The 20227-nt window shown below is 71.0% G+C and carries 18 protein-coding genes; 6 read left to right on the top strand and 12 right to left on the bottom strand.

The genetic code is table 11. The annotated features are described in order from the left end of the window. Positions 1 to 16 precede the first annotated feature (16 nt). The 6 genes from V6U79_RS11905 to V6U79_RS29785 form a co-directional block, all read right to left on the bottom strand. A complete protein-coding gene (locus V6U79_RS11905) occupies positions 17 to 1258 on the bottom strand; it encodes a D-alanyl-D-alanine carboxypeptidase family protein (protein ID WP_334614676.1) in 1242 nt (413 codons plus the stop codon). A 111-nt stretch (positions 1259 to 1369) separates the two neighbouring features. Beyond that, complete coding sequence (locus tag V6U79_RS11900; RefSeq protein ID WP_334534182.1) at positions 1370 to 2329, bottom strand: TerC family protein; 960 nt, start codon at positions 2327 to 2329, stop codon at positions 1370 to 1372. Between the two features lie 225 nt (positions 2330 to 2554). Further along, positions 2555 to 2965 carry a protein-tyrosine phosphatase family protein gene (locus V6U79_RS11895; RefSeq protein ID WP_334614675.1) on the bottom strand — a complete coding sequence of 137 codons (411 nt, stop codon included), beginning with the start codon at positions 2963 to 2965 and terminating at the stop codon, positions 2555 to 2557. Positions 2966 to 3434: 469 nt separating this feature from the next. Continuing rightward, positions 3435 to 3986 carry a hypothetical protein gene (locus tag V6U79_RS11890; protein WP_334534175.1) on the bottom strand — a complete coding sequence of 184 codons (552 nt, stop codon included), beginning with the start codon at positions 3984 to 3986 and terminating at the stop codon, positions 3435 to 3437. 96 nt (positions 3987 to 4082) lie between these two features. Continuing rightward, positions 4083 to 4283 (bottom strand): hypothetical protein, encoded by a 201-nt coding sequence (locus V6U79_RS11885; protein ID WP_334534172.1) that lies wholly within the window; start codon positions 4281 to 4283, stop codon positions 4083 to 4085. A 202-nt stretch (positions 4284 to 4485) separates the two neighbouring features. After that, positions 4486 to 4896, bottom strand: a complete 411-nt coding sequence (locus tag V6U79_RS29785) for a GNAT family N-acetyltransferase (RefSeq protein ID WP_442933766.1) — start codon at positions 4894 to 4896, stop codon at positions 4486 to 4488. A gap of 334 nt (positions 4897 to 5230) precedes the next feature. Here V6U79_RS29785 and V6U79_RS11870 point away from each other — a divergent pair, with 334 nt between their 5' ends. Both V6U79_RS11870 and V6U79_RS11865 read left to right on the top strand, forming a co-directional pair. Further along, a complete protein-coding gene (locus tag V6U79_RS11870) occupies positions 5231 to 5788 on the top strand; it encodes a dihydrofolate reductase family protein (RefSeq protein ID WP_334534167.1) in 558 nt (185 codons plus the stop codon). 443 nt (positions 5789 to 6231) lie between these two features. Further along, on the top strand, positions 6232 to 6975 hold the full coding sequence (locus V6U79_RS11865; RefSeq protein ID WP_334614673.1) for a LysR substrate-binding domain-containing protein: 744 nt from the start codon (positions 6232 to 6234) through the stop codon (positions 6973 to 6975). Between the two features lie 207 nt (positions 6976 to 7182). Here V6U79_RS11865 and V6U79_RS11860 read toward each other — a convergent pair whose 3' ends face one another. Then, complete coding sequence (locus V6U79_RS11860; RefSeq protein WP_334534164.1) at positions 7183 to 7881, bottom strand: TetR/AcrR family transcriptional regulator; 699 nt, start codon at positions 7879 to 7881, stop codon at positions 7183 to 7185. 182 nt (positions 7882 to 8063) lie between these two features. On the opposite strand from V6U79_RS11860, the gene V6U79_RS11855 reads away from it, so the two are divergent. Next, a complete protein-coding gene (locus V6U79_RS11855) occupies positions 8064 to 8717 on the top strand; it encodes a DUF2306 domain-containing protein (RefSeq protein WP_334534178.1) in 654 nt (217 codons plus the stop codon). Between the two features lie 187 nt (positions 8718 to 8904). Here V6U79_RS11855 and V6U79_RS11850 read toward each other — a convergent pair whose 3' ends face one another. Both V6U79_RS11850 and V6U79_RS11845 read right to left on the bottom strand, forming a co-directional pair. Then, positions 8905 to 11883, bottom strand: a complete 2979-nt coding sequence (locus tag V6U79_RS11850) for a 3-keto-alpha-glucoside-1,2-lyase-like domain-containing protein (protein ID WP_334614672.1) — start codon at positions 11881 to 11883, stop codon at positions 8905 to 8907. Positions 11884 to 12173: 290 nt separating this feature from the next. Beyond that, positions 12174 to 12491, bottom strand: a complete 318-nt coding sequence (locus V6U79_RS11845) for a MazG-like family protein (RefSeq protein WP_334614671.1) — start codon at positions 12489 to 12491, stop codon at positions 12174 to 12176. A gap of 112 nt (positions 12492 to 12603) precedes the next feature. On the opposite strand from V6U79_RS11845, the gene gdhA reads away from it, so the two are divergent. Both gdhA and V6U79_RS11835 read left to right on the top strand, forming a co-directional pair. After that, on the top strand, positions 12604 to 13941 hold the full coding sequence (gene gdhA, locus V6U79_RS11840; protein WP_334614670.1) for an NADP-specific glutamate dehydrogenase: 1338 nt from the start codon (positions 12604 to 12606) through the stop codon (positions 13939 to 13941). A gap of 160 nt (positions 13942 to 14101) precedes the next feature. Further along, entirely contained in the window at positions 14102 to 15466 is a 1365-nt protein-coding gene (locus V6U79_RS11835) for an alpha/beta hydrolase family protein (RefSeq protein ID WP_334614669.1), read from the top strand. 63 nt (positions 15467 to 15529) lie between these two features. Here V6U79_RS11835 and V6U79_RS11830 read toward each other — a convergent pair whose 3' ends face one another. Beyond that, positions 15530 to 16126 (bottom strand): hypothetical protein, encoded by a 597-nt coding sequence (locus V6U79_RS11830; protein WP_334614668.1) that lies wholly within the window; start codon positions 16124 to 16126, stop codon positions 15530 to 15532. Between the two features lie 729 nt (positions 16127 to 16855). Between V6U79_RS11830 and V6U79_RS11825 the strand changes: the two genes are divergently transcribed. Continuing rightward, a complete protein-coding gene (locus V6U79_RS11825) occupies positions 16856 to 17638 on the top strand; it encodes a GNAT family N-acetyltransferase (RefSeq protein WP_334614667.1) in 783 nt (260 codons plus the stop codon). Between the two features lie 81 nt (positions 17639 to 17719). Here the strand turns inward: V6U79_RS11825 and V6U79_RS11820 are convergent, their stop codons facing one another. Both V6U79_RS11820 and V6U79_RS11815 read right to left on the bottom strand, forming a co-directional pair. Next, positions 17720 to 18376: a hypothetical protein gene (locus V6U79_RS11820; RefSeq protein ID WP_334526812.1), complete on the bottom strand. Its 657-nt coding sequence runs from the start codon at positions 18374 to 18376 to the stop codon at positions 17720 to 17722. Between the two features lie 12 nt (positions 18377 to 18388). Then, complete coding sequence (locus tag V6U79_RS11815) at positions 18389 to 20173, bottom strand: DUF4012 domain-containing protein (RefSeq protein WP_334614666.1); 1785 nt, start codon at positions 20171 to 20173, stop codon at positions 18389 to 18391. Positions 20174 to 20227: the final 54 nt, after the last annotated feature.

Genomic DNA, 20227 nt, shown 5'->3' with positions numbered 1-20227 from the left:
CGGTTGTCGACGCGGATCAATTCCTCGCGCGGCGCGTCCGGCGGGCCCGCCGTCGCCGGCCGACCGCCAGCAGCGCGGCGAGCAGGCCGACCAGTCCGGCCGAACCGCCCACCACCGCCCCGCCCAGCCACTGCGGCGCGCCGCCGGCCGGGGGGCCGGCGGCGCCCGGGACGGCGGTGGGTCGCACGGGCGGGCCGGACGCGGGAGCCTGGTCGGCGTCCACCTCACCCGGCTCGACCAGCCGGCCGACCGAGGCGTCCCGGGGCAGCGCGAAGCCCCAGTCGAGCAGCCGCGCGCCCTGCTCCCACGCCCGCACCGGGCGGGCCTCCGCGCCGAGCAGGGTGACCACCAGGCGGCGGCCACCACGCTCGGCGGCGCCCACGTAGGTGTGCCGGGCCAGGTCGGTGAAGCCGGTCTTGCCGCCGAGCGCCCCCGGGTACCGGTAGATCAACTGGTTCTCGTTCTGGATCTGGAAACCGCCCTTGCGCAGGGCCGGCTGGGCCGGGATCCGAGTGCGCTCGGTCAGCGCGTACCGGCGGAAGGTGGGGTCGGCGAAGCAGACCCGGGCGATCAACGCCAGGTCGTACGCGCTGGTGAACTGGCCGGGCCCGTCCAGCCCGGACGGGGTCACCGCGCGGGTCTGGAGGGCGCCCAGCCGGCGCGCCTGCGCGTTCATCTCCCGGACCCCGGCCGAGGCGCTGCCGGCGCCGAGCCGGGCCAGCAGGTTCGCCGCGTCGTTGCCGGACTGGAGCAGCAGTCCGAGCCAGACGGTCTCCACGGCGTACCGCCCGCCGTCGAGCAGCCCGACCGCCGAGCTGCCCGGCTCGATGTCCAGGTCCGGTCGGGTCACCGTGACGACCCGCTTCGGGTCGAGCTTCGGCAGCATGGTGGCGGCCAGCAGCAGCTTCTGCACGCTGGCCGGGGTGGCGTACTCGTGCGGGCCGCAGCCGCCCAGCACCGCCCCGGTGTCGAGGTCGGCGACCAGCCACGAGGTCGCGGTGACCGGTGGTGGGGCGGGCGCGCCGGGCGGCACCACCAGGCCCGGGGTGGCCAACGCCTCGCCGCCCACCGCGCGCTGCTCGGGCACCGACGGCGGCGGGGTCGGCCGCGGTGGCCGGGTCACCTTCGGCGCCGGGAGCTTCGGGCAGGGCACCGCCGCCGGCGGGACGGCGGCGCTCGCAGCTGCGCTCGCCGGGGCGGGCGTCCCGGCGCTGAGGAGTACGGCGGCGGTGACGGCTGCCAGGACCCGGGCTCTCATGGAGAGGCACCCTACCGAGGCCCGACCCGCGACCGCCGCAGCGGCTCACCCGCCGGGCAGCCCGCGGTGGCCACCCGGTCGTCGCGGTGCTCAACGGGCCACGGTCGGTCCTCACGTGCCGGCCGGCGTGCGCGGGGCGCCCTGCTCGGCCGCGTCGGAGCGGCGGGTGGCGAGCAGGCTCCAGAGGATCGAGCCGGCGAGGGTGGCGACGATGACGCCGAGGGTGAGCGGGATCGGCAGCTTGCCGACCGGGGTCTCGGAGAGGATCAGCTTGACCCCGGCGAAGGCGAGCAGCAGCGCCAGCCCGTAGTGCAGGTGGGTGAAGCGGCGCAGCAGGCCGGCCAGGCAGAAGTAGAGGCTGCGCAGGCCGAGCACGGCGAAGGCGTTGGCCGTCCAGACGATGAAGGTGCTGGTGGTGATGGCCAGGACCGCCGCCACGGAGTCGATGGCGAAGACCAGGTCGGTGGCCTCGACGGCGATCAGCACGACGAAGAGCAGGGTCGCCACCCGACGGCCGTCGATCCGGGTGAAGAACCGGTTGCCGTGGTACGCGGGGTCGGTGGGGATCAGCCGGCGGACCAGCCGGACGACGGGGTTGCGCTCCGGGTGGACCTCCTCGTCGTGCCGGAAGGCCATCTTCCAGCCGGTCCAGATCAGGAAGGCGCCGAACAGGTACGCCGTCCAGAAGAAGGTGGCCAGCAGCTCGGCGCCGACGAAGATGAAGACCAGCCGGAAGGCGAGCGCGCCGACCACGCCCCAGAAGAGCACCTTGTGCTGGTACGCGGCGGGCACCGCGAAGTAGTTGAAGACGAGGGCGAAGACGAAGACGTTGTCGATGGAGAGCGCCTTCTCGATGAGGTAGCCGGCGTAGTAGGCGCCGGCCGGCTCGTCGCCCTGCCAGGCCCAGAGCAGTACGCCGAAGGCGAGGCCGGCGGCGATCCAGATGCCGGACCAGATCGCCGCCTCGCGGAAGCCGATGACGTGGTCGTCGCGGTGCAGCAGCAGGTCCACGGCGAGCATGGCGGCGATGCCCACGGTCAACACGACCCAGGCCCACCACGGTACGGACAACGAGGACATCGTGCTCCCTCCGACCGGGCCGGCGCGGCGCGCCGGCGTACGGGTCGAAGGTCTCCCCGAACCGCCATGTGCGGCGGCCCGCGCCGCCGGGGCCCGGTGGGCCCGTACTGACGGTGGCGCGTCCGGTGGCGGGTACTCCCCCTCGAACTACGATCCATTATTCACGAAGTGTGGTTCGCCTGTCCAGGGCTTGTCCGGCATTCCCCGAGCGTGGTGTCAGCGCAGGCGGCGCAGCCAGCGACGCTGCCACGGCGTCTCGACGGCCCGCGGGTGGTACCGCTCGCGTACCCAGCGCACCGCGTCGTCGGACGGGAGTCCGTCGAGGACCGCCAGGGCGGCCAGGGCCGTGCCGGTACGTCCGACCCCGCCCCGACAGGCGACCTCGACCCGTGACCCCGCGTGCGCCCGCCGCAACGCCTCGTCCAAGGCGTCCAGGGCGTCGGCACGGTCCAGCGGCACCCAGAAGTCGGGCCACCGGATCCGCCGGTGCGGCCAGGACGGGACCGGGCCCGGAGCCAGCAGCAGGGCGAAGTCGGCGGGCGAGGCGGAGTCGCCGACCCGCCGGCCCCACACGGTCGCACCGCTGGGCAGTACGACCACACCGGTCCGCTCCACCCAGTTCGTCATGCCGTGATTCTGCCGGTGACCGGTGCACAGAGAGCGCCGCCCCCGGCCCTGTCGGGTCGGGGGCGGCGCCGGGTGTCGGTGTGCAGGTCGCCTCTCGGCGAGTGGCGCGACGCGGCTCCAGCCGAACGGTATTCCGCGAAGGCAATTTAGGTGAGGCCCGGGGACACTGGACACACCGACACCTGACTCAACAGGCTACCCCCACCCGGTGTTCCACGCCCCGCAGTGACCGCCACCACCCCGCGCCCGCCCCCGGTGCACCGCAACCTCAACCCCGACCGCTCCCTATTCGGGAGCACCCGGGCCTGCGAGCAGACCGATGACAAATCCGGCCGCCGGCCGATGCGGGCCGGCTCCTGGCAGAGCGGCGCCTGATCGCCACGGGCAATCGAAGACGGCCGGGCGGCCGCGTCAGGTGAGGGCCCCCGGCACGGCTTGGCCGTTCGCGGCTGCGGCGCGGTGAAGGCGGCTACTTCTTGTTCAGGTTGACGATCACACCCTGATCCGCGCACGCCGTCTGCAATCCCGACATGTGCGTCGACAGCGGCCCCATGAACGCCAACGCCCCCATCTCCTCACCCTCGTCCAGCGACGACACCTGCCATGCCACATCGATCAGCGCGGTGCCGTGCTTTCGGATGTCTTCGTGGCGGGAATCCTCGAACAGCTTCCGCGCCTCCCGGTACTCGGCCTCGGTCATCTTGTCGTCGTCGTTGGCCTCAGTGCTGCCGTCGACGTTCTTCCCGTCGCGCATGGCCTTGCAGGCGGCCACGCCGGTGTCTTCCTTGATGAATCGGTCCCAGACGGCGTACCCGCCGACGGCAAGGACGAGGACCGCGAAGACGGCCGCGGCGGCGACGATGACGGTGGTGCGGTTCTTCCCGGCCGGCGGCGGGCTGGTCGGGTCGCCGACGGCGGGCAGCGGCTGCCCGTCCGTCCCCTGCCACTGCTGCGGCTGGGGGTGCGGCTGCTGCGGCGGGACGGTGTCGTTGGCGTCGCCGGGGTGCTGCGGGTGGGTCAAGACTGTCTCCTTGGTTGAGGTGTCGCCTGCTAGATGGTGCTGGTCGGGATGGCGGCAACCTACGTACTGTCGGGTGGGCGACAGGATTGTGGCCGGTCAGGTGGTACGCCGCTGCTTGCCCTTCTCGGTAGCCGGAGAGAACCGGCCTTCCAGGAAGAGGACGAAGTCCAGGGCGTGGTCGGTGCGGTACTTCTGCACCTTCTGGGTGTAGCCGCCGGCAGCGAGCTCCGCCTCGTAGCGGGCAAGCTGTCTGCGGAGTTCGTCGAGCGTGTCGGAGCTGAGCTTCGGGGTCGGCATGTCAGGTGTCCTTGCTGTGATGACGGCGAGGATGGCGGTGGCCTTCTTCAACCACTCGTCTCGGTTGATGTGGCTGACTCGCGTGTCGGTGCGCGGGGATGAGGCTGGGGCTGTTGCGGCCGGCGAGGAGTCCAGCGTTGGCGAGGTCTTGGGCGTTACTCTCGGTCCGCTCGTCGCGCTTGAAGCTGCCGTTGACGTGCGGCTAGGGCCTGTCCCGACGTCGCTCGAATCCGGTGACGACCAGGCGGAAGACCTGCCGGGAACCGCCTTCCGGACCGGGATCGACGGCCTCAGCAGCGGTGAAGCCCAGGCGCTCGTAGAAGACGCGTGCACCGCTGGTGACGGCGCCAGGGTGATCGGCCCCGAAGGTGACCACCTCAACGGCGCCTGGGCCACGCACGAACCTGCGCATCGCCTCCGCCATCAACGCACGACCAACGCCCTTCCCCCGTGCCTGCTCAGATACGACAAGCCAGTGAACGTGGTAGGCCGGGGCCTTCGCCGCGAACAACAGCCCGCCCAGGAGACCCGGCCGCGAGGAAACAGCGGCGATCGCCGTGGACCGACGAATGTGCTTGCGCGCAGCGTCATGGAAGCCGAGATCCTCGGCCATTGGGCCGAACCAGCACTCGACCTGGGCCGCCAAGCCAAGGAAGCCATGGAAGTCTTGCTCTCTCGCAAGTCTGACGATCACCCGAGCAGTCTGACAAGAACGTGACGCGGCACTAGGCCGTGTTTCGAAGGCGCGCAGCCATTGGTTGATGGCGGCGATGGTGAGGGTGGCTTCGTAGCGGACGGGAGTTTGTCGTACCTGGTGGCCATGGCGCGGTGCTGTTTGAGCTGGTTGATGCTGCACTCCACAGCGTGCCGCTGCCGGTAGACAATTGGATCAAATGCGGGTGGCGCTGCACTTTACCGACCTAAAAGTGGCGTTAGACTCGCCGGCCATGGGACTCCTCACCTTCAGCCTCAACCTCACCCTGGACGGTTGCGTCGACCACCAGGAGGGGATCGCCGACGACGAGACGCACGCCTTCTTCACCCGTCTCATGGACGAGGGCGGGGCAATGCTGTGGGGTCGCGTCACCTACGAGATGATGGAGAGCTACTGGCCGGCCGTCGCCCGCGGCGACGAGGAGGCGCCGCCGACCATGCGCGAGTGGGCGGTCAAGCTGGGGGCCAAACCCAAGTACGTGGTGTCGTCGACGCGCAAGGACTTCCCGTGGACCAACAGCCACCACATCGCCGGCGATCTGCGCGAGGGCGTGCAGAAGCTCAAGGACGCGACCCCGGCCGGGGTCCTCCTCGGAAGCGGCAAGCTCGCGACCGAGCTCGACCGGCTGGACCTGATCGACGAGTACAAGCTGCTCGTCCATCCCAGGATCGCCGGCCACGGCCCGACGCTGTACCAGGGCGGGCTGCCCGGCACGCGCCAGCTCGAACTGCTCTCGGCGAAGCCGCTCCGCAACGGCGCGGTGGCCATGCACTACCGCCGCGCGCGCTGAATCACAGGAGTCCATCGCCGCCAGCTCACCGGCAGCGCGGCGTCCTCCTCGCGCTCGCCGCGCAGCGCCGAACGACTCCTCGAAGGCGAGGACGGCCACCCCCGGACACGATCCACAGAATAAGCCCCGAGCAGGCCGGTACCCGAAACCGGCAGACCAGTCACGGCCCGTCCCGACCAGCGCCAACATCAGATTCGATCAATGCGAGCCGTCATTGATCGGTGGATCTAGGCCGTGTTTTGTAAGGCGGCTGGTATCGTCGCGGCTCGCGGCGTGGCGGTGATAGATAGCTGAAGAGGTCTCCGGTATATGGTTCAGCGACCAAGCAGAACTTCATAACCGGAAACCTCGTGCCGAGCGTAGCGGCAGCGAGGCGCCACGACTCGCAGTGGGCGGTACTGCAGCCGTTGCTGCCTGCGCAGGCAGGTCATCGACGGGATCAGGTGGCGGGTACGCACCCGGCCGGAGCGGCGTTCCTGCCCGCCGCCCGTCAGTGCCTGGAGGCCGCCGATCGCGCGGTCGTCGAGGTCGCTGCCGCCGTTGGGGAGGTTCGCGGACGGCTCGCCGTGGGCCTGATCCCCACCGTCGCCGCGGTCGACATCCCGGCCGCCCTGCGAGATTTCCGCCAGCAGTACCCGGGCGTACGGATCAGCTTGCGGGTGGGTGCAAGCGAAGAACTCGTCGAGCAGGTCAAGCAGGGCGCCATCGAAGTGGCTTTTCTCGGGCTGCCGACCAGCGTGCGCCCGCAGGGCGTCCACGCTCAGGAACTCGCCCGGGACCGGCTCGTCGCCGTGGTCGCGCCGGGCCACCCACTCGCCAGGGAACCGAGGGTCAGCCTGCGCCGGCTCTCCACCGAGGTGTTCGTGGACCTGCCGGCCAAAACCGCCGGACGGGCGCAGTCCGATGAGGCATTTTCCGCCGCCGGTCTCACCCGCGACGTCGCCTTCGAGGTTACCAGCGCCTACCTCATGACCCAGTTGGTCGCGCAGGGCCTCGGCATCGCGATGCATGCGTCCGCCTACGTGCCGCAGCTCACCGGCGTGACCACCATCGAGGTCACCGACGCCCCGGCCCGCATCGAGTACGTCATCTGGAGCCGGGCCAGCCGCACGCCGGCGGCCAGCGCCTTCCTCACCCTCCTCGACATCCCCACCACCTTCGCGGACTTGAGCCAGGCAGCTCCGTAGCGGTCAGCCGGCGTGCGCCACCAGCCGTCCGGCCGTACCGTGATCGACGGATCGGGGTGCCCCGCCGTTACCGCGGGCCCGCTTCACCGGCGCCTGCATCGCACTTCGAGCACCGGTCGAGCACCACGCCGGCCGCGGGCATGTCCCCTGGCTGTGGCAGCCGAAGACTGATCATTTGTAGTACAGCGGTCAGACGCTGTCGTCGCATCAGGACCGGTTGGCGGACGTCCACCCCTGCTGGTGGAGCCTTTCGAACCCGTCGAGCAGCAGGTCGACTGCGAACTCGAACTCGAACTGGTCATCGCAGCTGCGGCCCACGACCGACGCTTCGTCGTGGGCGGCGGCCACAGCTATCTCCGCGATGTGGGGATACCTGGCTGCCATCTCGTGGAACATGGCTTCCTGCTTTTCCGGGTCAGCCGGTAGCGGTGAGGCGGGAAAGAGTTCCTGGGTGAATCCCCACACGCGGCTTCCCAGCGTGTGCATCACATGGTGGGCCAGGTCGACGGAGAAGCCGCCGGCCCGGAACATCCCGACCATCGAGTTCAGGTAGTCCAGCACGACCGGGGTGGGCTGGGGACGGGACTCGATGACGCGCGACGCCCAGGGATGTCGCAACAAAACTTTTCGGGCCGAAAGGATGCGCTGGCGGATCCCGACCTTCCAGTCGGCGCCGGGGACCGGTGGATCGATCTCGCCGACGATGACGTCGACCATCCCGTCGAGGAGCTGTTCCTTGTTGGCCACGTGCTTGTAGAGCGCCATCGGCACCACGCCCAACTCCTGGGCGAGGTTGCGCATACTCAGCGATTCGATCCCGACGTTGTCGGCGAGCGCGACGGCGCCGCGCAGCACGCGGTCCCGGTTGAGGGGGGCCCGGCGCGCCCCGTCCACCTGCTGGACCATCTCGACCGCCTTCCTTCGCACAGGTGTGGACCGACATCCCGCCCTTGACGGTGTACGCCGTACACCCTACTCTGACCGCCAGGTGTACGCCGTACACCTGCGTGTGGTGTCGAAGCGGCCGGTCCATCGATGGCCGGAACGAAGAAGGGACTCGTGTGACCTCCTCTGCCCGACAGTGGCTGGTGCCCGTAGGGCTGGTCGCGCTCAGCGCCGTTCCGGTGGTCGCCGGCGCCGCCCGGTTCGCAGAACTCACCGGTGGTGCGACGGTCACGCCGGACAACGCCCGGTTTCTCGCCTCGCCGGTACCCGTGCTGGTGCACATCGTCGGCGCCAGCCTGTACTGCCTGCTGGGCGCGTTCCAGTTCGCCGGCGGCCTCCGCCGCCGCAGACCCGGGTGGCACCGCATGGCCGGGCGGCTGCTGATCCCCCTCGGGCTCGCCGCGGCACTGTCGGGCCTGTGGATGACGCTGTTCTATCCCCGCCCTCCCGGCGACATCGAGCTCCTGACCGGCTTCCGGCTCGTATTCGGCTCGGCCATGGTCGGCTGTATCGTCCTCGGCTTCGCCGCCATCCGGCATCGGGACATCGTCGGTCACCGCGCGTGGATGGCCCGCGGCTACGCGATCGGCCTCGGAGCGGGTACCCAGGTCCTGACCCACCTGCCCTGGATCCTGCTGGTCGGTCAACCGGGTGGGCTCAGCCGGGCGCTGCTGATGCTCGCGGGCTGGGTGATCAACCTTGCCGTGGTCGAATGGGCGCTCCGTAGGCGGCCGGCCAAGCCAGCCCGGACCGCGAAGGCGGTGCCGACTCGGGTGAGCGTTCCTGCCAACGAGTGAAGAAGAGTACCGATGCCGGCCCACCAGCCGGGCACTGATCCTGCAGGCGACAGCTGGCGCGATGGCGTCTCGCCGGGGTGCTCGCAGGTCGACCCGTTCCTCATCGCCTCGAGGGCGACGTTGTTGATGAGAACAGACGAGGACGTGCCGCCCGGTCGGTGCACCGAGCGGCACGTCCGTGGGTGGGTCAGCTCAGGGGTTCGATCCAGATGTTGCGGTAACGCGGGTTCTCCCCCGGGTCACCGTGGTCCTGCAGGCGGATCGGCCCGGCGGTCGGACCTTCCGGCGCACCGCCACCGGTCGGGCCGTCGATCTCCACGTCGTTGTGGACGGTGGTGCCGTTCCACACGACCGTGACGCGCGCGTTCGCGGTCTTGTTGCCGGCGCCGTCGAAACGGGCCGCCCGGAAGGTGATGTCGTAGGTCTGCCAGGTTTCCGGCGCCGTGGCGGCGTTGCTGTCCGGAGCGCGCTTGTCGTAGATCGCGCCGGCCTCGTCGTCGGAGAGCGTGGTGTCGCCGTACGAGTCGAGGACCTGGATCTCGTACCGGTCCTGGAGGTACACCCCGCTGTTGCCGCGGGCCTGACCGGTCACGTTCGCCGGGTACGTCGGCTGCCACCATTCGATGTGCAGCTTGAAGTCGCCGAAGGAGTCCTTGGTGCGGATGTCCCCGCCCAGGGACTCCATGGAACCATTGGCGACCGGCCAGGTGGCGGCGCTGTCGTCGGTCTTCTCCCAGGCGCCGAGTCCGGAGCCGTCGAAGAGGGTGACGCGGTTGCCCGCGGTCACCGTGAGCTGGTCGAGGTTGACGTTGCCGGTGTCGCCACTGTCGTACTTGAAGGCGACGGTGTTGGCCCCGGCGTCGAGGGTCACCGACTCGGTGTGTTCCGCCCAGGTCTCCCAGTTGCCAGTGCTGGGCAGGTTGACCTGCCGGACCTTGCTGCCGTTGACGTAGAGGCTCAGCGACTTGGTGCCGGAGAACGGGTTCGGGCCGTTGGAGTAGCGCAGCTTGACGTTGTGCGCGCCCGCCGCGGTGGCGGTGACGCCGAACGTCGTGGTCGCCCCGGAGTTCCAGTAGCCGTCGACGAAGCCGGTGCCGGAGTAGCCCGGGTGGTTGGTGTTGACCGCCGCGCCGCCGGCGAGCGTCGCCGCCTCCGCCTGGTAGGTGGTGTCGCTCGAGCCCTGGGAGCCGACCAGCGCGTTCAGGGTGTACCAGGCCTCGGTGTTCCACAGCGACTCACCGCTGCTGGAGGTGAACGGTCGCGGCGAGCGCAGGTGCACCACCCGGCCGGCCTTGAGTCCGTCGATGGTCAGGGTGACCTTCTTGCTGTCGGCGGAGAGGCTCGCCGCGGTAACCGTCAGCGTCTCCTCGTCGATCTTCGGACCGCCGTAGCCCGCGGTCGCCTCGTACCGCCACTGCTTGACCTTATAGCGCGAGGCCAGGCTCGTCGCGGTGTCGGCGGAGACCGGTTGGGTGTACTCCACCTCGAAGCCGTTGGGCTTGGCCCGCATCGCCAGGATGTCGAAGTGGTTCTCGCCGTTGGGCGTCAGCTTCTGCAGGCCGTAACTGAGCTTGCCCTCCTGGCCCCAGTTTCCGCCCGCGCCCAGTCCGCCGGCGTAGATGGCGCCGTCCGGGCCCTGGCTGATCCGCGTGACGCCGGCCTCCAGGCCCTGGGTGAGACGGAAGACCGCGCCCTGGTACTCGCCGCCGACCTTCTCCAGGTAGGCGCGCTGGATGCCGCCGTAGGTCACGTCACCGAAGAGCATCTGCCCGGCGAAGGTGCCCTCGGTCAGGTAGAGCGGGGTGCTCGGCGAGTTGGCGATCTCGTTCTGCGGCAGCCAGAGCACCGGCGGGGTCACCGGGTTGGCGTCGAACGGGCCGTCGGGGTTGGTGTAGTGGTTGAAGAAGCGGCCCTGCTTGACGTGGACCAGCTTGGACGACGGCAGCCAGCCGCCCTGGTTGTCGGTGACGAAGATGCCGCCCTCGGGGCCCCAGCCGATGCCGTTGGGCGTACGCAGGCCGCCGGCGACGTAGGAGACCTCGCCGGTGTTCTTGTTGACCTTGATGGTGGTGCCGCGGTTCTCGGCGGGCTGCGGGTCGGTGGTCGCGCCGCCGTAGTTGATGGACACCGACAGGTTCAGGTAGAAGAACCCGTCCTGGTAGAGCAGGCCGAAGGCGAACTCGTGGAAGTTGCCGCCGAACGGCCAGGTCGCGACGGTCTCGTAGTCGTCGGTCACGCCGTCGCCTGTGGTGTCGACCAGGCGGGTGAGCCGGTGCTTCTCCGACACGTACATGGTGCCGTCGACGATCTTGATGCCCATCGGCTCCTTGAGACCGCTGGCGACCTTCTTCGTGGTGACCTGGCTCGGGCCGGTGTCGCCGGTGACCTCGTCGAGGATCCAGACCTCGCCGGAGGTGTTGTCGGTGCCACCCCAGGTGGTGATGGCCAGCCGACCGTCGGAGAACCAGTCCATCGCGCTGACCTGCGGCTGGAAACCGTCGGGACGCAGGTTCGTCAGGTCGTAGTTCGGGTGCACCCCGGTCAGCGGCAGGCCGTCACCGGGAGAGTCCGTGACGCCCTCGCACTCCTTCTTGCCCGGCGCGGTCACCCGGACCACCCCGGCGTCCGTGCTGAGCACCGAGTTCGGCACCAGGACGAACGACGACGAGCCGGGGGTGCGCCACTCCAGCCGGACCTGCTGGCCACCGTCGCGCTCGAAGTGGTCGATGCGCAGCGAGTGGTAGCCCGCGCTGAGGTTGACGGTCCCGTCCTTGGGCGTCGCGGGGTGCAGGCCGTCGTGGTTGACGACCACCGAGTCGTCGATCAGCAGCCGGGAGCCGTCGTCGCTGATCAGGCGGAACGTGTAGTCACCCGCCGAGGGGATGTTGACGTTGCCGAGCACCTGGGCCACGAACCTGTCCTCGAAGCCGAAGTCGGCGGAAGAGGTCCAGTTGATGTCCGACATCAGCTTGTCGACGTTCGGGGTCTGGCCTGGCTTGAGGGTGCAGATCTCGCTGAGGTTGGTCTGCACGTCGAAGACGCGCAGCGTGACGCCGGGCTCCTGCTGGGGCGGGTCCGCGGCTGCGGGGGTCGCCCAGAGGGTGCCGGCGAACAGGAGGGCCGTCAGGGCGTACGCGCCCCGGCGTCGGCGGTGCCGTGTGTCCATGCGTTCTCTCCAGGGGTGGGAGTACGGCCGCCCCCTGCCGTGCCACCGGCGAGCGACCGCCATCCACGCGGTCCCGTCGGGGGACGGTGCCGATCCCGTCCCGCGACACGGATGGATGGTGCCGGAAACGGTAGACACATTTCGATGTCTGGTCGAGTGCTTCGGATAACATCTCGACAACTTTCGCTCCATGAAGCAAAAGTTGCGTCCGGTTCAGGGAAAGTCCCGGGACGCTGGCCGCCCCGGACACCGACGGCGCCCCGGCCAGCCATCGGTGCGTACCCCCGGGGTCAGGACGGTGGCTGCACGCGGGCCTGGACCTTCGCCGCGCAGAACGACACCACGATCCGGGCGTCGTAGCCGAGGCTCTCGATGGCGACCAGGGCCGTGAGGACGACGTCGGCCAGTTCCGCGGCCACCTCGTCGCGGGTGTGGGTGACGCCCTTGCGCGGGTTCTGGCCGAGGAGCCCGATCCAGGCGCCGGCCACCTCCCCCGCCTCCTCGGTGAGCTTCAGGATGCGGCAGGTCAGCTCGGCCCGGTCGGTGCCGTTGGCGGCGTCGAGCCACGCACGTGAGGCGCGGACCGCGTCCCAGATCAAGGCGTCCATCCGAGCAGTGAACCGGACGGGGGTGACGATCCGTACTCGGGGACGGTCGGCGGTGACGCCGGCCCGGTGACGGCGACGAGGCCGCCTCCGGAGGCGGAAGGACGTGTCGGTGATGTCGGAGACCGTCGAGTCGGTGTTCGCCAGTGTGGTCAGCCGGAACCCGGGCGAACCGGAGTTCCACCAGGCGGTACGGGAGGTGCTGGAGAGCATCGGGCCGGCGCTGGCCCGGCAGCCCGAGTACGCGCGGGCGCGGATCATCGAGCGGATCTGCGAGCCGGAGCGGCAGATCATCTTCCGGGTGCCGTGGGAGGACGACCACGGCCGGGTCCGGGTCAACCGCGGTTTCCGGGTGGAGTTCAACAGCGCGCTCGGTCCGTTCAAGGGTGGCCTGCGCTTCCACCCCTCGGTCTACCTCGGGATCGTGAAGTTCCTCGGCTTCGAGCAGACCTTCAAGAACGCGCTGACCGGACTGCCGATCGGCGGCGGCAAGGGCGGCTCGGACTTCGACCCGAAGGGCCGCTCCGACCGCGAGGTGATGCGGTTCTGCCAGAGCTTCATGACCGAGCTGTACCGCCACATCGGCGAGCAGACCGACGTGCCGGCCGGGGACATCGGCGTCGGCGGCCGGGAGATCGGCTACCTGTTCGGTCAGTACAAGCGGATCACCAACCGGTATGAGTCGGGGGTGCTCACCGGCAAGGGCCTGTCGTACGGGGGCGCGCAGGCGCGCACCGAGGCGACCGGGTACGGGGCGGTCTTCTTCGCCGAGGAGATGCTCCGGCAGACCGGTGACAGCCTGGACGGCAAGCGGGTGGTGGTCTCCGGCTCGGGCAACGTGGCGACCTACGCCATCGAGAAGGTGCACCAGCTCGGCGGCACGGTGGTGGCCTGCTCCGACTCCGACGGCTACGTGCTGGACGAGAAGGGCATCGACCTGGAGCTGCTGCGGGAGCTGAAGGAGGAGCGCCGGGCCCGGCTCGACGACTACGTACGACACGTGCCGCACGCGGTGTCGGTTTCCGGTCGTACCGTCTGGGAGGTCCCCTGCGACCTGGCCCTGCCGTGCGCCACGCAGAACGAGATCGGCGGCGCGGAGGCCGCGGCGCTGGTGGCCGGCGGCTGCGTCGCGGTGGTCGAGGGGGCGAACATGCCGACCACGCCGGAGGCGGTGCGCATCCTCGGCCGGGCCGGGGTGCGGTTCGCTCCGGGCAAGGCGGCCAACGCCGGCGGGGTGGCGGTGAGCGCGCTGGAGATGCAGCAGAACGCCAGCCGGGACTCGTGGACCTTCGGCCAGTCGGAGCAGCGGCTGCGGGAGACCATGCGGGACATCCACGCCCGCTGCTGGGCCACCGCCGAGGAGTGCGGCCTGCCGGGCGGCTACGTGGCCGGGGCGAACATCAACGGCTTCCGGCGGGTCGCCGAGGCGATGCTGGCGCACGGGCTGGTCTGACCCCGACCGGGCGGTCGGCCCGTGGTGACTGACTGACCGCCCGGTCAGCCGGCATTGACATGGGTCGACTGGCGGGCCTAGCTTCAGGACGCTACCGGCCGGTAGGCACCGTCCCTCCTGGCCGCCCCCGATGGGCGGCACCGTCCCCGGGGGAGCATCGATGCTGTCCTCACCCACCCGTCTCGTACGCCGCCTGCTCGCCGCCGGCGCGGTCCTGACCCTGGCCGTCGGGCTCACCGGCGCGGCACCCGCCGTCGCCTCCGGCGACGACGGTTCCCAGCCGCTGCCCGGCTACACCATCAGCAATCCGCCGCTGGCGCCGCTGGTCGTCGGCGGCACCCCCACCACCGTCCGGCAGGGGGTGCACCGGCACGCCGGCTACATCATCGAGATCCCGCCGAAGTGGAACGGCGAGCTGGTCATGTGGGCGCACGGCTACCGCGGCCAGACCACCGTGCTCTCCCCGGAGACGCCGGGCTTCGGCCTGCGGCAACGCCTGCTGGAGCAGGGGTACGCCTGGGCCGCGTCGTCGTACACCACCAACGGCTTCGACATCCGCTCCGGGGTGGTCAGCACCCGGGAGCTGGCCGACTTCTTCGCCGCCACGGTGAGGCGTCCACAACGGACGTACCTGAGCGGGGTGTCGATGGGCGGCTACATCATCGGCCGCTCGCTGGAGCAGTACCCGGGCCGCTACGACGGCGGGCTGCCGATGTGCGGGGTCATGGGCGATCACCAGTTGCTCGACTTCTTCCTCGACTACAACCTGGTCGCCCAGGCGCTCGCCGGGGTGCGGGCCTACCCGACGCCGCCGGACTACCTGAGCAACGCCGTACCGAGGATCCAGGTCGCCCTCGGTCTCGCCGGACTCACTCCCACCGGCCCGGACACCACCAACGAGCGCGGCAAGCAGCTGCGGGACATCACCATCAACCGCTCGGGGGGCCCGCGCCCCGGCGCGGCGGCCTCGTTCGCGGTCTGGAAGGACTTCCTCTTCGCGATCAGCACCACCAGCGGGGGTGACACCCCCGCCCAGCGTCCCGGCCAGCTCGCCACCAACCTGCTCACCCGCTACAGCCCGAACAGCCCGGTGAACGTCAACGCCGGCGTGCAGCGGGTCGCACCGGAGAACCTCTGGCAGCGCCTCTCCCCCACCCTGACCGAGGTGCCGCGCATCGCCGGCCGCCCCACCGCGCCCGTGCTCAGCCTGCACAACCTGGGTGACCTGTTCGTGCCGTTCTCGATGGAGCAGGCGTACGCGCGGGACGTCGCGTGGCACGGCCGCAGCCGGCTGGTCGTCCAGCGGGCTGTCCGGGCCGCCCAGCACTGCGAGTTCAGCCCGGCGGAGGCCGGCGCCGCCTGGGACGATCTGGTCTCGTGGGTACGCACCGGGAGCCGCCCGGCCGGCGACCGGGTGACCGATCCGAAGGCGGTGGCGGCGCCCGACTTCGGCTGCCGGTTCAGTGACCGCTCCGCGTACGCGGCGGGCGCGGGCACCCGCCGGCTCTACGCCGAATGCCCCTGACCTGGACCTGAACACGCCGCTGGCCGGCACCCCGAGGTTGGGGTGCCGGCCAGCGGTCGGTTGTCAGTTGTTCCAGTGCTTGGCGACGAGGTCGGCGGCCTGCTGCTCCCACTGTGCGTAGTGGAAGGGGTAGGCCGAGACCTGGACGGTCTGGGCGGCCTCGGTCAGCGGCATGTCCTGCCACCCGTCGACCTGCTTGAGGCCCTTGAGGAAGGCGAGGGTCGAGTACTCGGGGTCGGTGATCTGCTCGACCGTGCCCCAACCGCTGGAGGGGCGCTGCTGGAACAGGCCCTGCGAGTCGTGGTCGTTGCGCTCACCCAGGTGACCCAGGTTCTCCAGCTTCGACTCCTGCAGCGCGGTCGCGATCGCCACGACGGCGGCGCGCTCGTCCATGTCGGCCTTCTTCGTCGCGGCGATGATCGCCTTGACATTCTTGGTCTGCTCGTCGTTCAGGTCGATGCGCGACTGCTTGCCCTGCACACCATGCGGGATCAACTTGCCGCCCTTGTCGGCCTTGTCAGCCTGCACGGCCACCGCGACAGCCTTCGCCTCCACCGTCGGGGCGGCGTGCGCCTCGGCCACCGGACCGGCGAACACGCCACCGGCGAACGCCAGACCAGCGATACCCAGAACACCCTTACGCAGAATCATCGAGTTCATCAGAAAAGCTCCATTCGGGGGTTGGCACACGCCACCGAAAACAGGGGACGGCGACGCGTGCAAGCACCACGATCAGGCGCTCAATAAGAATCAGGGGAAAGTCTTCGACCGGCGGGCCAGCAAGCCGGGGGGCTCGCGGCGCCGGGACTGGATGTAACGACCGGCGTCCGGCTGTCATTCCACCAAGCGGCGGCGTTGCTCGGCCGGGCCGGATGTAACGACCGCCGGCCTGCCGTCATTCCGCCAGCGGCGGCGGGAGGCTGTCCCGTGCGATCGTCCAGCGGGATGTAACGACCCACCGTCTGCGGTCATCCCCGCCGGGGGCGGGGTCATCAGTCCCCGCAGCGGAAGTCGCTGCTGCTGCGGTCGTACAGGAGATGTAACGACCCCGGCCCCGCCACGATTCCGACCTGAGCGTGCCGCCGGCACCGCAAAAACCGGTCACGACGGTGCGGATACGGACAGCCGACCCCTGCAGAGCCGACACCCCCCGAACCGGACAACCCGCCCGAACACCCCAGCCACGTACGCGCGCCACGGCCCGCGCAGCACCGGTCAGCCGACGTCCGGGGGGCGCTTCGGCGCGTACCCCCGGCAATGTCGACGCAGCCGGCAGCACCCGGCGGAACCCGCCCCGTCGTCGCCGGGGCGGAAGTGAGCCGGACGCGTCACCCGAGCGCGGGTGATATCGGCTGGAGTCGGGGCGCGCGCCGACACTACGGTGCGGGGGTGCCGCTGACGCCGGATCCCGCAGACCCCACCCTGTCCCTGCTGTCCACGCCGGACGGTCGACGGCTCGCCCGGCTGCGCCTGCGCGATGACGACGGCAGCCCGGTCGCCGCCGCGGTGACCCCCCTCCCGGGCGGCGACCGGGGGCGGGTGGCCGACCAGGCGCGCCGGGACCTCGCCGGGCACCGGCTGGAGACGGCGGACGACGCGCTGGTGGACGCCCTGGTCGGTGGCGGCCTCGCCCTGCGCCGGGCGGCCACCGAACTGCGGCACGACCTGTCCCGGCTGCCGGAGCCGGCGGAACTGCCCGCCGGCTGGTCGCTCGCCGCCGCTGGCTGGGACGACGACCTGGCCGAGGGCCTGCCGGCGGCCTACGGGCCGGGGCATCCGGACGGTTCGTGGCAACCGGGCGACACCGCGGAGATCCGGGCGATGTTCGCCGACGGCGACCCGGTGCCGCCGCTGCTCACCGCCTCGGCGCGGCTGGTCGGCCCGGACGGGCGCAGCGCCGGTCACGTCCTCTGCGCCGGCCCGGTGCCGTGGACCACCGACGGGTGCGGCTGGATCCTCAACCTGGCGGTGGTGCCGATCGCGCAGGGCCGCGGGGCGGGGTGGGCGCTGCTGGGGCACGCCCTGCGCGGCACCCGGGCGGCGGGGCTTCCCTCGTTGGGTCTGGAGGTCACCGACGGCAATCCCGCGCGCCGCCTGTACGACGCCGCCGGGTTCCAACCGGTGGGCCGGGTGCTCTCGGTGGACCTGCCGGCGCCCGCGACCACCGGCTGAGCGGTGCCCCCGGGTACGGCGGACGCCCGCCGGACCGGTGGTCCGACGGGCGTCCGTCTTGTCGCAGTCGTGCCGTTCGGTTCAGTTCACGTTGAAGCGGTTGCGACGCCGCCAGGCGAAGGTGGTGAGCATCAACACCATGCCGGCGCCGACCAGACCGCCACCGACCTTGAGCGGTGTGCCCATGTCGTCGCCGGTCACCGGCAGCTTGCCGCCGTCGTGCGGGGCTCGCTTCTTCTTGAGCACCGTGACGGTCGCGCTGGCGACCTGCCCGGACTCCAGTCCGGTGGCGGTGAAGGTGAGCTGGCCGACCACGGTCGGCCGGTACCGCACGGTGAACCGTCCGTTCTCGTCCGTCTGAACGGTGAACTCGCGCGGGGCCGGCTGCGGCGCGTAGGCGACCGCTGCCATCGCGACGGCACTGCCGTCGCTGCGGCGGGCCGGCGCCTGACCGGGTACCGAGGCCGCGAGGGGGGCCACGGTGACGACGATCCGCACGGTCTCGTTGGGACCGAAGCCGGTACCAGTGAGCAGCACGGACTTGCCGAGGAAGATCGTGGTCGGTTCGGCGATGAGTTTCGCCGGTCCCGGCACGTAGTCCGGTGGTGGCTGTGGCGTGCCGGGCCCCGGCTGTGGCACGCCGGGCGCTGGCTGCGGCTGCGCCGCCCCCGCCGCGGTCGGCGCCGCCACGACGGCCAGGCCGACCGTGAGCGCCATGATGATGCGGGATAGCCGCATGGTGGTCTCCTCCTACTGGTTGCAGCTTGTTGCGGTGACTACTTGGGTGGTCCACGGGGTGGCGGTCGGAGTGAGCCGGAGCTCGGGCGTGCCGACGCTGTTGCGGCCGGTCAGCAGGTCGACCTCGAGGGTGCGGGTCGCGCCGGGGCGTACCTCGACGTTGGCGAGGACGACCTGCCGGCGGCGCTCGACGCCGCTGCCCACCGGGGTGGGCTGGCCGTCGAGCCGGGTGGCGAGCACCGCGCCGCCGGGCGGGGTGTACACCGACACGAGGGTGCGAGCGGTGTAGGGATCACCGGCCTTGCCGAGCCCGAGCACGGATTCGCTGAGGCCGGACTTCGGGGCGGCGGAGTGCAGGGTGAACCGGAGCCGCAGCTCCCGGCGTCCGTCCTCGACGCAGTTGCCGACCGTGAGGGTCGCCGACTGCCGGAGGTAGTAGCCGAGTTTGGCCCCGCTGCCGTCATTGAGGTACACGCCCACCGACGGAGCGCTCTCCTTGTCGGGGAGCGCTCCGGCGAGTCGGCTGTCGCCGAGAGTCTGCTGTTCCTCAGGTCGGGCACTCCAGAACAATATCCGCCGTTCGGTGATAGAGCGGTCGAAAGCCGACAAAAGCGCCCTATGGTTGACGTTCTTCGTGAGGAAGGCGTCGAAGACCGCGGCGGCCGAGGCGGCGAAGAAGGCGTCCTGGCCACCGCCGTCCAACTTCTGGTACGCGTCACTGAGCAGCGTGCGGACGACCCGGTCGCCGGTCAGCGTGGTGCCACCGGGCACCCGTACCGGGCCGGTGGCCTGGAGCAGATAGGACAGTACGACCGGATCGACGGCCAGCACCCCGTCGACCGTGCCGCCGGCGTGCCGCCGGTACATGTCGCGGTAGAGCTTCGCCGCGGTCGGGAAGTGCGGGGTCAGGTTGACGTCGGCGGGATACGTCCCGGGCAGGTCCGCCCAGAGGGCGCGCACCTCGGGATCGACCGACAACGGCCGCTTGAGCCGTCCGATCTGGGCACTGGTCCCCTGCTTCTCCATGCGCACCCGCCCGTTCTCGGCGCGGATCACCGCGTACGCGCCGAACATGCCGCCGGTGGCCCGCAGCTCCGCGAGGTTCTGCGAGACCAGCAGGTAGGTGCGGGGCCCGTCCGCGCCGAGCAGCGGGGGCAGCACCTTCGCGCCCTTGTCCGCCGCGCCGGTGAGGCCGACCAGCCGATCGATCTGGACCCGCAGGTCGGTCAGGGCGGTCCGGATCTGGTCGACCAGGTTCTCCGTCGGCACCGCGTCGAGGCTGGCCCGGGTCTGCCGGACGGCGGCGTCCGCCGCGGTCAGCTCCGCCGACACCGCCCGCAGCCGGGCCACGTCCAGGCGGCCCTGCGTGGGCAGCAGGGTGGCCAGGTCGGTCCGGAGCAGCGTGGGGAACGCCCGTCGGGCCAGGTCGTCGATCGCCACCGCGATCTGCCGCACCGCCCCGAGGTCGTCCCCGGCGTACGGGGTCCGCTGGCCCAGCCACCAGCCCGCGTCGCCGGTGGCGTCCCGGGCGGCACCCGCCTGTTCCTGGAGGGCGGCCAGGGTGCGCTGGGCCCGGTCGAAGTCGCCGCCGACCACCTGCGCGCTGAGTTCCCGGGCGAGGCCCGCCGCGTTCAGCAGGTGGGCCCGCGCCTGCCAGCCCCGGAAGCCGACCCAGCCGGCCCCCGCCACCAGCAGGGCGCCGGCCACGAGTCCGGCGAGCAGGGCGCGTCGGATCCGCGCCCGGGTCCGTCGCCGGGACCTGCGCCGGCCCCGGCGCGACACTCCACTCTCCGTCACACCACTCTCCCGCTCCAGAAACGGACAGAAATGACCATTCGTCGCTTTCTAGCA

The sequence above is a fragment of the Micromonospora psammae genome (genome assembly GCF_036902725.1).
Classification (GTDB): domain Bacteria; phylum Actinomycetota; class Actinomycetes; order Mycobacteriales; family Micromonosporaceae; genus Micromonospora.
The sequence above is the reverse complement of the archived record's forward strand: the minus strand, read 5'-3'. Positions and strand labels throughout refer to the sequence as shown.

Excerpts from the sequence above, each read along its gene's own strand:
- V6U79_RS11905 (WP_334614676.1), bottom strand. The coding sequence starts at position 1,258 with ATGAGAGCCCGGGTCCTGGCAGCCGTCACCGCCGCCGTACTCCTCAGC.
- V6U79_RS11895 (WP_334614675.1), bottom strand. The coding sequence starts at position 2,965 with ATGACGAACTGGGTGGAGCGGACCGGTGTGGTCGTACTGCCCAGCGGT.
- V6U79_RS11885 (WP_334534172.1), bottom strand. The coding sequence starts at position 4,283 with ATGCCGACCCCGAAGCTCAGCTCCGACACGCTCGACGAACTCCGCAGA.
- V6U79_RS29785 (WP_442933766.1), bottom strand. The coding sequence starts at position 4,896 with ATGGCCGAGGATCTCGGCTTCCATGACGCTGCGCGCAAGCACATTCGT.
- V6U79_RS11870 (WP_334534167.1), top strand. The coding sequence starts at position 5,231 with ATGGGACTCCTCACCTTCAGCCTCAACCTCACCCTGGACGGTTGCGTC.
- V6U79_RS11860 (WP_334534164.1), bottom strand. The coding sequence starts at position 7,881 with ATGGTCCAGCAGGTGGACGGGGCGCGCCGGGCCCCCCTCAACCGGGAC.
- V6U79_RS11850 (WP_334614672.1), bottom strand. The coding sequence starts at position 11,883 with ATGGACACACGGCACCGCCGACGCCGGGGCGCGTACGCCCTGACGGCC.
- V6U79_RS11845 (WP_334614671.1), bottom strand. The coding sequence starts at position 12,491 with ATGGACGCCTTGATCTGGGACGCGGTCCGCGCCTCACGTGCGTGGCTC.
- gdhA (WP_334614670.1), top strand. The coding sequence starts at position 12,604 with ATGTCGGAGACCGTCGAGTCGGTGTTCGCCAGTGTGGTCAGCCGGAAC.
- V6U79_RS11835 (WP_334614669.1), top strand. The coding sequence starts at position 14,102 with ATGCTGTCCTCACCCACCCGTCTCGTACGCCGCCTGCTCGCCGCCGGC.
- V6U79_RS11830 (WP_334614668.1), bottom strand. The coding sequence starts at position 16,126 with ATGAACTCGATGATTCTGCGTAAGGGTGTTCTGGGTATCGCTGGTCTG.
- V6U79_RS11820 (WP_334526812.1), bottom strand. The coding sequence starts at position 18,376 with ATGCGGCTATCCCGCATCATCATGGCGCTCACGGTCGGCCTGGCCGTC.